Annotated in this window: 14 protein-coding genes; 8 read left to right on the forward strand and 6 right to left on the reverse strand. The window is 57.1% G+C overall.

Features of this window, described 5'->3' with window-relative positions; translation table 11 throughout:
- Window positions 1-7: 7 nt before the first annotated feature.
- Both H1Y61_RS13490 and H1Y61_RS13495 read left to right on the forward strand, forming a co-directional pair.
- Window positions 8-859 carry a 23S rRNA (adenine(2030)-N(6))-methyltransferase RlmJ gene (locus tag H1Y61_RS13490; RefSeq protein WP_180572876.1) on the forward strand — a complete coding sequence of 284 codons (852 nt, stop codon included), beginning with the start codon at window positions 8-10 and terminating at the stop codon, window positions 857-859.
- Between the two features lie 32 nt (window positions 860-891).
- Window positions 892-1,488, forward strand: a complete 597-nt coding sequence (locus H1Y61_RS13495) for a glutathione S-transferase (protein ID WP_180572877.1) — start codon at window positions 892-894, stop codon at window positions 1,486-1,488.
- A 69-nt stretch (window positions 1,489-1,557) separates the two neighbouring features.
- Here H1Y61_RS13495 and H1Y61_RS13500 read toward each other — a convergent pair whose 3' ends face one another.
- A complete protein-coding gene (locus H1Y61_RS13500; RefSeq protein ID WP_174110461.1) occupies window positions 1,558-2,196 on the reverse strand; it encodes an outer membrane protein in 639 nt (212 codons plus the stop codon).
- A 410-nt stretch (window positions 2,197-2,606) separates the two neighbouring features.
- Here H1Y61_RS13500 and H1Y61_RS13505 point away from each other — a divergent pair, with 410 nt between their 5' ends.
- From H1Y61_RS13505 to H1Y61_RS13525, 5 genes are all read left to right on the forward strand, one after another.
- Entirely contained in the window at window positions 2,607-3,386 is a 780-nt protein-coding gene (locus H1Y61_RS13505; protein WP_180572878.1) for an SDR family oxidoreductase, read from the forward strand.
- On the forward strand, window positions 3,383-5,443 hold the full coding sequence (uvrC, locus tag H1Y61_RS13510) for an excinuclease ABC subunit UvrC (RefSeq protein WP_180572879.1): 2,061 nt from the start codon (window positions 3,383-3,385) through the stop codon (window positions 5,441-5,443). Before H1Y61_RS13505 ends, uvrC begins: the two co-directional genes overlap by 4 nt.
- Before the next feature lie 112 nt (window positions 5,444-5,555).
- Complete coding sequence (gene pgsA / locus H1Y61_RS13515) at window positions 5,556-6,146, forward strand: CDP-diacylglycerol--glycerol-3-phosphate 3-phosphatidyltransferase (RefSeq protein WP_174110458.1); 591 nt, start codon at window positions 5,556-5,558, stop codon at window positions 6,144-6,146.
- On the forward strand, window positions 6,143-6,400 hold the full coding sequence (moaD, locus tag H1Y61_RS13520; RefSeq protein ID WP_180572880.1) for a molybdopterin converting factor subunit 1: 258 nt from the start codon (window positions 6,143-6,145) through the stop codon (window positions 6,398-6,400). The genes pgsA and moaD overlap by 4 nt, the downstream gene beginning before the upstream one ends.
- A gap of 4 nt (window positions 6,401-6,404) precedes the next feature.
- A complete protein-coding gene (locus tag H1Y61_RS13525; protein ID WP_180572881.1) occupies window positions 6,405-6,863 on the forward strand; it encodes a molybdenum cofactor biosynthesis protein MoaE in 459 nt (152 codons plus the stop codon).
- A 70-nt stretch (window positions 6,864-6,933) separates the two neighbouring features.
- On the opposite strand, the gene ndk is transcribed toward H1Y61_RS13525, so the two are convergent.
- The 4 genes from ndk to H1Y61_RS13545 form a co-directional block, all read right to left on the reverse strand.
- Entirely contained in the window at window positions 6,934-7,356 is a 423-nt protein-coding gene (gene ndk / locus H1Y61_RS13530) for a nucleoside-diphosphate kinase (protein WP_041696404.1), read from the reverse strand.
- A gap of 106 nt (window positions 7,357-7,462) precedes the next feature.
- On the reverse strand, window positions 7,463-8,143 hold the full coding sequence (locus H1Y61_RS13535; RefSeq protein WP_180572882.1) for a glutathione S-transferase family protein: 681 nt from the start codon (window positions 8,141-8,143) through the stop codon (window positions 7,463-7,465).
- A gap of 77 nt (window positions 8,144-8,220) precedes the next feature.
- Complete coding sequence (locus H1Y61_RS13540) at window positions 8,221-8,913, reverse strand: hypothetical protein (protein ID WP_180572883.1); 693 nt, start codon at window positions 8,911-8,913, stop codon at window positions 8,221-8,223.
- 188 nt (window positions 8,914-9,101) lie between these two features.
- Entirely contained in the window at window positions 9,102-9,821 is a 720-nt protein-coding gene (locus H1Y61_RS13545) for a hypothetical protein (protein ID WP_070167368.1), read from the reverse strand.
- A gap of 221 nt (window positions 9,822-10,042) precedes the next feature.
- Between H1Y61_RS13545 and H1Y61_RS13550 the strand changes: the two genes are divergently transcribed.
- The gene (locus H1Y61_RS13550; RefSeq protein WP_180572884.1) at window positions 10,043-10,765 is read left to right on the forward strand and encodes a Crp/Fnr family transcriptional regulator; all 723 of its coding nucleotides are present in this window, start codon (window positions 10,043-10,045) and stop codon (window positions 10,763-10,765) included.
- A 118-nt stretch (window positions 10,766-10,883) separates the two neighbouring features.
- Here H1Y61_RS13550 and H1Y61_RS13555 read toward each other — a convergent pair whose 3' ends face one another.
- The gene (locus H1Y61_RS13555) at window positions 10,884-11,762 is read right to left on the reverse strand and encodes a hypothetical protein (RefSeq protein ID WP_139190323.1); all 879 of its coding nucleotides are present in this window, start codon (window positions 11,760-11,762) and stop codon (window positions 10,884-10,886) included.
- Window positions 11,763-11,793: the final 31 nt, after the last annotated feature.

Here is an 11,793-nt window from a genome sequence, read left to right on the forward strand (position 1 = left end):
AAAGCGCATGAATTACCGCCACATCTACCACGCAGGCAATTTCGCGGACGTGTTGAAGCATGCCGTGCTGGCGCGGCTGGTCATTTATCTCCAGCAGAAGGACAAGGCGTTCCGGGTGCTGGATACTCATGCTGGTATCGGTCTTTACGATCTGTCCTCCGACGAATCGCAAAAAACCGGTGAATGGCTCGGCGGGATCGGCAAATTGCTGGAGGCCGAGCTGACACCCGCAGCGGCACAAGTGCTGCAACCCTATCTGGACGTGGTGCGGGCGCTGAACCCGCAGGGCAGTCTGACCCGCTATCCCGGCTCGCCGAAGCTGGCGCGCGACCTGTTTCGCCCGCAGGACCGATTGTCGGCCATGGAACTGCATCCGGACGATTGCCGCACACTTTCCCGGCTGTTCGAAGGCGATTACCAGGCGCGGATCACCGAACTGGATGGCTGGCTGGCGCTGGGCGCTCATCTGCCGCCCAAGGAAAAACGCGGCATCGTGCTGGTTGATCCGCCCTTCGAGTTGGACGGCGAATATGAGCGGCTGGTCGATGGATTGGCGCGGGCCTACCGCCGGTTTTCCGCCGGGGTCTATTGTCTCTGGTATCCCATCAAGAAGGGCGCCCCGATTGCCGCTTTCCACGAGACCTTGAAAGAAACGGGCATCCCCAAAATGCTCTGCGCCGAGCTTTCCGTGAAAAGCGACCGCGATTTGACCGGCCTGTCTGGTTCCGGCCTGATCGTCGTCAACCCGCCCTTCACCCTCAAGGATGAACTGCATGCGCTGCTGCCCGAATTGAAGCGGGTGCTGGCGCAGGACCGCTATGCCTCGCAGCGCTGCTTCTGGCTGCGCGGCGAAGAGTAAACTTCACCTGACACGCAAACAGGACCAAACCGATGAAGCTGCTTTATGCTCCCGCCTCGCCCTATTCCTCCAAGGTCAGGATGGCCGCCCGTGCCACCGGCATTACGCTTGAGGAAATCAAGGTCGATACCAATGCCAATCCGTCCGAACTGATCGACAACAATCCGCTGGGCAAAATCCCGACGCTGATTACCGATGAAGGCCAGGCGATTTACGATAGCCGTGCCATCATGCAATATCTGAACCGTATCTCGGACAGTGGGCTTTATCCCAAAAAGGACGAGAAGCGCACCGAGGCCGAGGTGCTGGAAGCGCTGTGCGATGGCATCACCGATTGCCTTCTGGCGATCGTCTATGAGAAGCGCCTGCATCCGCCGGAAAAGATCCACCAGCCCTATATCGACCGGCAATGGGAAAAGGTCACACGCGGCCTGGACTATCTCGAAGCCCATATGCCGAAGATGGGCAAGAAGCTGAACGGCGGCCATTTTTCCATGGCGGGCCTGCTCGGCTACCTGATGCTGCGCTTTCCCGGCGAATGGGAAAATGGTCATGTGGCGCTGACCGAATGGCCGGTGCTGTTTGCCAAGAAATTCGATGGGTATCAGTTGCTGCGACCGCAGGCCTGAAAGCTTCCCAGAATCAAGAAGCCCGGCGCAAACGCCGGGCTTCTTTCAAACGCACACTGATCGGACAGATCAGAACTTCATGCCGATACCAACCTTGACGCTCTGGTCGTCAAAGCCGCGCGACACCTTGGAACCACCGATGTCATAGTCCTTGTTCTGGTAATCGGTGTAGCGGTATTCGATACGAGTGGTGATGTTGTTGGTCACCATGGCTTCAACACCTGCACCGACCGTGTAGCCAAGAGCAGCCTTGCTGTCGGACCCAGCTGCACCGGAAATCTTGGTGTCAGCAGCAGCCACACCGGCCGTACCGTAAACCATGAAGGGGTTGAGGTCGTAACCGACGCGACCGCGGATAGAGCCGTTTACGCCCTGCTTACCGGTCAGGCCAGCGCCGGAGCGGCTACCATTGCCGTCATAACCGATGTCAGCTTCACCACCGTAAACGATCTTGTCGTTCTGCATGTTGTAGCCACCATAGACCTGACCACCGAAGGCACGGGCGCTAAACTTGCTGCCGTGCGAACGACCCATTGTATAGGTGCCTGCACCACCGACATAAGCACCGGCCCAGTTGCTGACCGGAGCCGGCATATCGACGGCTGCGGGTGCTTCCGGCACCGACATGACGGCATCGGCAGCGTGAGCGCCGGTGACGAGGGAAAGACCAGCAGACGATGCCAGCAAAATCATAACGAGAGTACGCATACCAAATTCTCCTTTATAAAACGAACCGATGGCGATCATGTCGTCTCTTACGGTTCGAATACTTGCACGGATGTCCCTGCCCGCTTCAGTGTTGAAAATGGCCCTCAATTGCGGAATTGGAAGAGCCGAATTGTGAAATATTTTAGGCAAACACTAGGCAAAATTTAGACGTTGCTTTCGTGCAACAGGTGATTTGTTAACCCTAATAAATCGTCAACAAGATATTACTTTGCGCTCACCGCGTTTTACTTTCGTAAATGCAGCGTGATACAGAGATTCAAGATGAAGAAAACGAAGATCGCTGACCTTCAATAAGTCGCGCCATGACATATATCTGGAACGACAATAATGGTGCGCCTTGAGCGTCCGGCCTATCCATACAAAGCCGATTATAACAAAAGGTGAAGAGCATGCCCGCCCCTCGTCCAAAAACTGCCCCAAGAGCAGCACTTGTCACCGCGTCAGCCAAACGTATTGGCCGGGCCATCGCGCAGGATCTGGCAGACAATGGTTTTGCCGTTGCCATCCATACCCATGCGTCTCTTGACGAAGCTGAAACTCTGGCGCAGCAGATAAGTTCCAAGGGCGGCAAGGCGGTGGCCTTGAAAGCGGATCTGCGTGACATTGGCGAGACACAAGCGCTGATTTCAAAGGCGACGCAGGCGCTTGGTCCTCTGGACCTTTTGGTCAACAATGCCTCGGTGTTTCTGGACGACAAGGCAGACCAGTTCGATGCGGAGCATTTCGCCGCCCATTTCGATATTCATGTCCGTGCGCCTGCCATTCTGTCCGCTGAATTTCATCGGCAGGTACCGGAGAATGGCTCGGGCCTGATCGTCAACATCATCGATCAGCGGGTGCTGGCCCTGAAACCAACGTTCTTTTCCTATACATTGTCGAAATCCACCATGTGGACGGCGACGAGAACCCTGGCGCAGGCCTTTGCCCCACAGATCCGGGTCAATGCCATCGGCCCCGGCCCGACGCTGAAAAGCGAGCGGCAGGAGCAGAAGGATTTCCAGGCGCAGATCGACAGCCTGCCGCTGAAGCAGGGCGCGGGCCTTGAAGAATTCGGTCGCACCATCCGCTTTCTTTTTGACACGCCATCGATCACCGGCCAAATGTTTGCCCTCGATGGCGGGCAACATCTGATTTGGCCCGGCGCAAACGGCACGGAGATTGCGGAATGACCCCAGGGAAGCAGCCGGAAGGCGGCATTCTCTATGACGGCACAGAAGACGACGAGGATGACGTTGCGACAGACGGCGCAATCGATCCCGCGGTCGCAGCCGTTCTGCCGCCGATCGACTGGAACGAGGGTGCCCTGCATGGCAGCGGCCTGACCGGTGCCGACCTGATTGCGGAATTCGTCAAGAAGCTGCCCAACAATCCCGGCGTCTACCGGATGATGAATGGCGACGGCGATGTGCTCTATGTCGGCAAGGCCCGCAGCCTGAAGAAGCGCGTCAGCAATTACGCGCAAGGCCGCCTGCATTCCAACCGCCTGACCCGCATGGTGCGCGAAACCGCCCATATGGAATTCGTCACGACCCGCACCGAGGTCGAGGCGCTGCTGCTCGAAGCCAACCTCATCAAGCGTTTGCGGCCGCGCTATAACGTGCTGTTGCGCGACGACAAGAGCTTTCCATATATCCTGATTACCGGCGATGGCCGCGCACCCGCCATTTACAAGCACCGCGGTGCGCGCGCCCGCAAGGGCGATTATTTCGGCCCCTTCGCCTCGGCGGGCGCTGTCGGGCGCACCATCAATTCGCTGCAACGGGCCTTTCTGTTGCGTACCTGCACTGACAGCGTGTTCGAAAGCCGCACGCGGCCCTGCCTGCTTTATCAAATCAAGCGCTGCTCCGGCCCCTGCACCCATGAAATCAGCGATGCCGATTACGGCGTGCTGGTGAAGGAAGCCAAGGATTTCTTGTCCGGCAAGAGCCAGAACGTCAAGGAAGCCATGGCGCGGACAATGAACGAGGCGGCGGAAACCCTGGATTTCGAACGCGCCGCCGTGTTCCGCGATCGGCTTGCGGGCCTCTCCCATGTGCAGAGCCACCAGGGCATCAACCCGGCGGGCGTCGAGGAAGCCGATATTTTCGCCATCCATCACGAGGGCGGACTGACCTGCATTCAGGTGTTCTTTTTCAGGACCGGACAGAACTGGGGCAACCGCGCCTACTTCCCGAAGGCCGATCCGCAAATGACTGGCGCGGAAGTGTTGAGCGCCTTTCTGGCACAGTTCTACGACGACAAGCCCTGTCCCCGGCAAGTGCTGCTGTCGGAGGGGATTGACGAACAGGATCTCTTGAGTCTCGCGCTCTCCGAAAAGGCGGGATACAAGGTGACGATCCTGGTGCCGCAGCGCGGCGAGAAGAAGGATCTGGTCGAGCATGTGCATGGCAATGCCCGCGAAGCGCATGGCCGCAAGCTGGCGGAAACAGCCTCGCAAGAACGCTTGCTGAAAGGCTTTGCCGAGACATTCGCACTCGCCTACGTGCCGCGCCGCATCGAGATCTACGACAATTCCCATATCATGGGCACCAATGCGGTGGGCGGCATGGTGGTGGCCGGGCCGGAAGGCTTCGTGCGCAACCAGTATCGCAAGTTCAACATCAAATCGACCGACATCACCCCCGGCGACGATTTCGGCATGATGCGCGAAGTGATGACACGGCGCTTTTCGCGTCTGCTGAAGGAAGAAGGCAAGCCGGACCGCAACACTATCACCGAGGAAGGCGCGGATGCGGTTTTCCCGGCCTGGCCCGACGTGATCCTGATCGATGGTGGCCAGGGCCAGATGACCGCCGTCAGGGCGATCCTGAAGGAATTGGACATTACTGATTGCGTCACCGCCATCGGCGTCGCCAAGGGCGTGGATCGCGATGCGGGGCGCGAGCGTTTCTTTGCTGAGGGCAAGCCGGACTTCACCTTACCCCCGCGCGATCCGGTGCTGTATTTCATCCAGAGGCTGCGCGATGAGGCACATCGCTTTGCCATCGGCTCGCACCGGGCGCGGCGCAAGAAGGAAATGGTCAAGAATCCCCTGGATGAAATCGGCGGCATCGGACCGACCCGCAAGCGGGCGCTGTTACAACATTTCGGCACGGCCAAGGCGGTCTCGAGAGCTGCAATGAACGATCTGATGGCGGTGGATGGCATTTCGGAAGCCGTCGCACGACAAATTTACAATCATTTTCATGAAAATTCTGGTCATTCTCACGAAAACAGCAGGGAATAGCGAGATTGGGCATAAAATGGCCGTTTCGCCCCCGGAAAAACCTTAGAACCGGCTTGACGATCGATCTTACCAAGCGCCATCTTCCAGCGCTTCATAACAAAGACAGGGCATCATGGCTTCGCGTACCTACAGCATCCCCAACCTGTTGACATATGGCCGTATTCTGGCCGTGCCGTTGATCGTTCTGTGCTTCTATCTGGAAGGCAAGCTGCAAAGCACCGACTTTGCCCGCTGGGCGGCTCTGGCGATCTTTGTTATCGCCTCGATCACTGATTTCTTCGACGGCTATCTGGCCCGGATCTGGAACCAGACCTCCAATATCGGCCGGATGCTGGACCCGATTGCCGACAAACTGCTGGTCGCCACCTGCCTGTTGCTGATGGCTGCCGATACGGAAAAAACCATTGCCGGCTGGTCGCTCTGGGCCGCGATCATCATCCTGTGCCGCGAAATCCTGGTCTCTGGCCTGCGGGAATATCTGGCCGAGCTGAAGGTCAGCGTGCCGGTGACGCGGATCGCCAAGTGGAAAACCACCGTGCAGATGGTGGCGCTGGCCTTTCTGCTGGCCGGTCCGGCAGGCGACAAGGTTCTGCCCTACACCACCCAGATCGGCATCGGCCTGCTGTGGGTCGCCGCCGCTTTGACCATGTATACCGGCTATGACTATTTCAAAGCCGGCGTGAAACATATGGTGGACGAATGACCGTCAAGCTCGTCTATTTCGCCTGGGTGCGTGAAAAGATCGGCCTCGATGAGGAAGAGCTTGCGCTGCCCGAACAGGTGAAGACCGGCACCGACCTGATCGCCTTTCTGACCGAGCGGGGCGAGAATTACGCCGAGGCGCTGCAATTTCCAAACGCCATTCGTATTGCTGTCAATCAGGAACATGTCGAGCATGACGAGCTTTTGGCCGGTGCGCGCGAAATCGGCCTGTTTCCGCCGATGACCGGTGGTTGAGGCCATGGTGTCGCCTGTCATCCGGGTCCAACGGGATAATTTCGATGTTTCGGCAGAGACGGCATTCATAACGGATGGCCGCACGGATATCGGTGCGCTGGTGTCCTTCGTCGGACTTTGCCGTGACGAACAAGGCAGGCTCGATGCGCTGGAGCTGGAACATTACCCCGGCATGGCAGAAGCAGAGATGAGCCGGATTGCCACGCTTGCCATCGAGCGCTTCAACCTGATGGCGCTGACCGTGCTGCATCGCTACGGCAAGATTGCTGCTGGCGAACAGATCGTGCTTGTCATTGCCGCCTCAAGCCACCGGCAGGCAGCCTTCGATGGTGCCAATTTCGTGATGGATTTCCTGAAAACCGCCGCCCCCTTCTGGAAGAAGGAACACGCCAAGGATGGCACGTCAGGCGGCTGGGTCGCCGCCCGCGACGCCGACGACGCGGCCCGCGACAGGTGGACATAAAAAAACCGGAGCCTCACGGCCCCGGTCTTTTTATTTCGAATATTCTTTAAGCCAAGAGCCCCGAAGAGGCTTAGCCAACGATTTCGGTCGCTGCGAACCAGTAAGCGATTTCTTCAGCAGCGGTTTCCGGAGCGTCGGAGCCGTGAACGGAATTTTCGCCAATGGAGAGAGCGAACTGCTTGCGGATCGTGCCTTCGGCAGCCTGGGCAGGGTTGGTCGCGCCCATGATTTCGCGGTTCTTGAGGATGGCGCCTTCGCCTTCCAGAACCTGAACCACGGTTGGGCCGGACGTCATGCCTTCAACCAGTTCGCCGAAGAAAGGGCGTTCCTTGTGAACGGCGTAGAAGCCTTCAGCTTCGCGCGTGCTCATCCAGACGCGCTTCGAAGCAACAACGCGCAGGCCGTTGTCTTCAAAAACCTTGGTGATCGCGCCCGTCAGGTTACGCTTGGTTGCATCCGGCTTGATCATCGAAAAGGTGCGTTCAATCGCCATCGTCTCGTCCTTTGTGTGTAGGGAAAGTGGGCGGTTTCTACCTGCCCCGATTCGCGAAGACAAGGGGGAGACGCGAATTTCACGCCACCGTCACATGACAAGGCCTTTATGCCGCGTCAGCCTGCACCAAGCCAAGGGCCGCGCAGCGCTCGAACCATTGCGCTGCCGGATCATCTTCGGGCAGGAAGATCGAGCCTGTGACGATCTTCAACCACTGGAATGCGCCAAACACGATGTAATCAGCAAACAACGGCTTTTCCCCGCCGATAAAGGGCTGCGACCGCAGCATATGTCGCAAGGGCTGGAGTTTCGCCGGAAAAGCCGCAATCGCACCGTCGCGATCCGGGAAAATCTCTTCCAGCACCTTGCCGAACAGCGCTTCGCGGGTTTTGCGAAAATGCGTCTGATCAGATGGAGAGATCATATTATAAATGTCCATCAGGATGATGGCACTGATGGCCGGATGGATGGTGGATTGCGAATAGCCTTCCACAAACCGTGCCAGAGCCTTGCCGCCCTCGCCGCGAAACAGGCTGGGTCGATCAGGATAGGCCTCTTCCAGATAAAGCGCGATCTGGAAACTGTCCGCGACCACGGTATCGCCATCGCGCAGGATCGGTACGATTTTCGAGACCCCCTCCTCTACCTTCGGAATTTCGGTAAAGGCCAGCGGCTTTTCCTCAAAGCTCAACCCCTTGTGGCGCAGCGCCAGGATGATCTTCCAGCAATGCGGTGAAAACGGACGAGTGAGATCCGTGCCTGCAAGTGAGTAGAGAAGTCGGGTCATCGGTGGTGGCCTCCGGTCGAAACGATCCGGCTATCGGATGTCAATTGCCCCAAGTATTCAAATCAAAAATGCTTATATCAGCCATCAACATCAAGACTGAAGGGCTTGCCCGCTGCCGGCTGCACACCGTCATCTTGAAACTCCGTGTCATAGGCAGCGCTGGAAATGGCTGTGTCAATCACCTGCCCTTGCACAAAGGAGCCGGCGATAATGTAGTAGGTCGGATTTGGATTGAACTGGTACGTCAAGTTCGGCTTCAACTGAACAGCAATTGCCGATTTCCCGGCCATGGCAAGGCCGACATTCAGAGATACGTTCTCGCTGTGCCGGACGGCCACGGTCGGTAACGCATCGTCGGCATTGATATCGGTCACGGCCTGGGTATCGTCGACGGGCTCGTTGGGCAAGCCGGTTACCCCATCAGAAAACTGCCCCTGATAGTTAGCACCCACCGTATTGGCAGAGTTGATGCGAACACCCATCTGGCTGATCGTCTCGAAGCTGCGCGGCGGGGTCGTCGTACCAATTTCTTGAATGGAGCCAACAGGTGCCGCATAGTCGACAGTCAAATTGAACTGCGGCTGGCTCGGATTGCCCGGCGCGCCCACAGAAGCTCCGCCCACCATCCAGGCGAGCGAGAATGGATCATAGGATGATGCACTCGGCACCTTCTGAAATATCACGAACTGTTGAAATTTTGTATTCTCGTTGAGAATCGTCAGTGTATATTCCTGTTTGTTGGATAGGTTCTTTGTCTCCTCACTGCCCAAGACTTTCCTCCTTCAAAATGAACAGGACCGCGGGCGTCCAAAACCCCTTGCAGCTCGTCGCAGTCTGTGAAGAATCATCATAACAATAATTTTCAAACCCCACACTCAAAAGATGAAAACAACAAAAGACCCGATGCGTTTCCGCACCGGGTCCAGTTTGCTTTTGGGTCGCTCTGCGGCTGGGTCAATCAGGCGGGTTCAAACTGGTTTTGCTGGGTAAAGCGAACCGTCATATTGGTCACGCCCTGGAACTTTACTTCGTAGGCAGCGCTGGAAATGGCTGTGTCAATCACCTGCCCTTGCACGAAGGAGCCGGCGATAATGTAATAGGTCGGCTTTGGCGTGAACTGGTAGGTCAGGTTCGGCTCCAACTGCACAGCAATTGCCGATTTCCCTGCCATGGCAAGACCGACATTCACAGATACTTTCTCGCTGCGCTGGACAGCCACGGTCGGGAACGAGTTGTCGGACTTAATGACGATCACCCCTTGGGTGCCGTTGACGGGTTCGTTGGGGAAACCGGGCGCGCCATAGGGAAACTGCCCCTGGTAGGTAACGCCTACCGTGTTGGCGGAGTTGATGAGAACCCCCACCTGGCTGGCTGTCTGGAAGCTGCGCGGCTGGGTCGTCGTACCAAGATCCTGAATGTAGCCAGCAGTTGCAGCATAGTCGATGGTCCAGCTGAACTGCGACTGGCTCGGATTGTCCGGCGCTCCCCCGGCAGCTCCGCCCACCATCCAGGCAAGCGAGATCGGATCAAAGGATGAGCCGATCACCTTCGGGATCGTTTGATAGAGCGCGAATTGCTGGAATTTCGTGTTTTCATTCAGTATCTTAAGCGAATAAGGCTGACCAGCTTCAACCTTTGCCTGTGATTCAATCGCATTTCTTCCCATCCAAATCGTCATATCATTCTCCAAGTCGCGTTAATCGGCAGTCAGCGCACCATGCACTGTCCCGCCTGTCGGCCAACCACCTTGATGGGCCAACAACGGTCGTAACCAACCGTGAATGCAACTATAGATAAATATTTCCTCCAATCATGTTCCTTACGTTACAGTTGAATCCTTATTTTTCGCAATCATGACTGGCACTCTGTGGTATTCCTCTCAACGGACATTTTCAGACCATGCCATTTCAGCCTTATATTCCTATCGTCAGCAATTTGCGGTCTCATGAACCCTTTGCCTTGCTTGATCCAAAAGTCCTGGCAGAGCATGAACGGGCATTTCGCATTCGGAAATACTTAAATGGACAGACAATATTCCAGGCGGGGGATGCCTGTCATGCCGTCTGCATCATTCTCTCCGGCGGCGTACACCTGTCCTTCCAGTCGATCTCGGGCCATGAGGTGATCTTCAGAGAGTTGCGTGCTGGCGAGATGATTGGCGACAGTGAATTGGCCCTGGGTAGCACCTATGGCACGAGCGCCACGGCAACTGAGGAAACTCGCCTGGTGGAAATTGAAGGCGCAACCTTCACCAAGCTGGCACAGCTGCCACCGGTCGCGCATTTCTGGCTGCACAGTAATGCCCGAAAACTTCAGGCCGCCTTGCAATTTGCCGAGGGCCTGGCACTGCAATCCCTGGAAACCCGCCTGGCGCGCGTTCTGCTGGAACTGGCAGACCGCCATGGCCGCACCACCCCTGCTGGCACACTGATTGACAGAGTGATACCCCAGCACCTGCTAGGGCAATTGATCAACGCCAGTCGCCCCAAGGTCAATATTCAATTGCAGATCTGGAAATCGCGGGAGGTCATTCAGATGCAACAGCACCGTATTCTGATCGTCAAGCCGGAGCTTTTGCGGAGCAAGGCGGGATGGTCAATCGTCGCACCCCAGCGGCGGTGAGGCAAGACGGAATGCAAGGCGTCCTATGCGACGTCTCCTCGTCTGAACGATTTTCTACCCCGCCGAGGAGGAGTTCAGAGAAGCATGGCCGCCGCCACGACGGCCATGCTTGTCCAGCCTATTTGCAGCCGCCCTTCACGTAGGCGATCATATCCGTCGTGTCATCCGTGAAGACCGGACCTCGGACATAGTCGCTTGTCCCCGAGGCGACGACGCTTACCGCCTTGAAGGACCCTGAATCTCCGATGAACCAAGCCCCACCGCTTGCACCGCCACCAGACATTGGATGAGGTCTCGCTTCGAAAGAGGTTCCTGCCTGAGCAAGGATTGTCGCGCCTTCCCGATACATATAGTTGCCATCCTCCAGTCGACCTGGATAGCCAGTAATGGTCACGGCGGCATTCACTTTTGCAGTGCCGAGATCATAGCGCCCAACTGCGCTAGCCGTCTTTGTGCGCATGACGGAATAGTCATATTGGGATTTTTTCGCGCTTGGATCCTCGCCCGCGACCTTCGTCCATTCGGTCAGCACCGCGGCCTGATCGATGTCGTAGCGGGTCCCGCCGCCGCCATTATAACCTTGCATGAAGCGGATGTTGGTTGCCTCCTTACCTCCATACCACAGACTGTGCGCGGCGCCGATGACGATATTGTCTTGCGCAACGAACTGGGCGCTTGCTTTGTAGTCCTTGCCTCCACGAGTGTAGAAGAGCTTACCGCCAAATTTGTAAGGCGCTTCATTGATGGGAGCACGCTCGGCATCGCCAAGCGCCTGTGGCGACGCGGAGCCAGAGCCTTTCTGGTCCGAGGGCAGTTCCAGCGGCTCGGATATGGCTTTGTGCATCCGCTCCTCCGTCCAATAATCGGCGGGTGCCACTGCCAACTCTTTGGTATTCAGCCCCCAGCAAGTGACTTTATCATTGGCAAGCAGTGGCGCTGGCATGGCGGTCATGGCGCCCGCAAGGGCAAGCATCAGGTGTCGGAATGAAGGGCTCATTGAGTTCTCCTTTGTAAACGAGGGACACGCC

The organism is Agrobacterium vitis, from assembly GCF_013426735.1.
Taxonomy (GTDB): domain Bacteria; phylum Pseudomonadota; class Alphaproteobacteria; order Rhizobiales; family Rhizobiaceae; genus Allorhizobium; species Allorhizobium vitis_D.

What these genes read in the sequence shown, in the direction of transcription:
- H1Y61_RS13490 (WP_180572876.1), top strand. Translation starts at nt 8, where the DNA reads ATGAATTACCGCCACATCTACCACGCAGGCAATTTCGCGGACGTGTTG.
- H1Y61_RS13495 (WP_180572877.1), top strand. Translation starts at nt 892, where the DNA reads ATGAAGCTGCTTTATGCTCCCGCCTCGCCCTATTCCTCCAAGGTCAGG.
- H1Y61_RS13500 (WP_174110461.1), bottom strand. Translation starts at nt 2,196, where the DNA reads ATGCGTACTCTCGTTATGATTTTGCTGGCATCGTCTGCTGGTCTTTCC.
- H1Y61_RS13505 (WP_180572878.1), top strand. Translation starts at nt 2,607, where the DNA reads ATGCCCGCCCCTCGTCCAAAAACTGCCCCAAGAGCAGCACTTGTCACC.
- uvrC (WP_180572879.1), top strand. Translation starts at nt 3,383, where the DNA reads ATGACCCCAGGGAAGCAGCCGGAAGGCGGCATTCTCTATGACGGCACA.
- pgsA (WP_174110458.1), top strand. Translation starts at nt 5,556, where the DNA reads ATGGCTTCGCGTACCTACAGCATCCCCAACCTGTTGACATATGGCCGT.
- moaD (WP_180572880.1), top strand. Translation starts at nt 6,143, where the DNA reads ATGACCGTCAAGCTCGTCTATTTCGCCTGGGTGCGTGAAAAGATCGGC.
- H1Y61_RS13525 (WP_180572881.1), top strand. Translation starts at nt 6,405, where the DNA reads ATGGTGTCGCCTGTCATCCGGGTCCAACGGGATAATTTCGATGTTTCG.
- ndk (WP_041696404.1), bottom strand. Translation starts at nt 7,356, where the DNA reads ATGGCGATTGAACGCACCTTTTCGATGATCAAGCCGGATGCAACCAAG.
- H1Y61_RS13535 (WP_180572882.1), bottom strand. Translation starts at nt 8,143, where the DNA reads ATGACCCGACTTCTCTACTCACTTGCAGGCACGGATCTCACTCGTCCG.
- H1Y61_RS13545 (WP_070167368.1), bottom strand. Translation starts at nt 9,821, where the DNA reads ATGACGATTTGGATGGGAAGAAATGCGATTGAATCACAGGCAAAGGTT.
- H1Y61_RS13550 (WP_180572884.1), top strand. Translation starts at nt 10,043, where the DNA reads ATGCCATTTCAGCCTTATATTCCTATCGTCAGCAATTTGCGGTCTCAT.
- H1Y61_RS13555 (WP_139190323.1), bottom strand. Translation starts at nt 11,762, where the DNA reads ATGAGCCCTTCATTCCGACACCTGATGCTTGCCCTTGCGGGCGCCATG.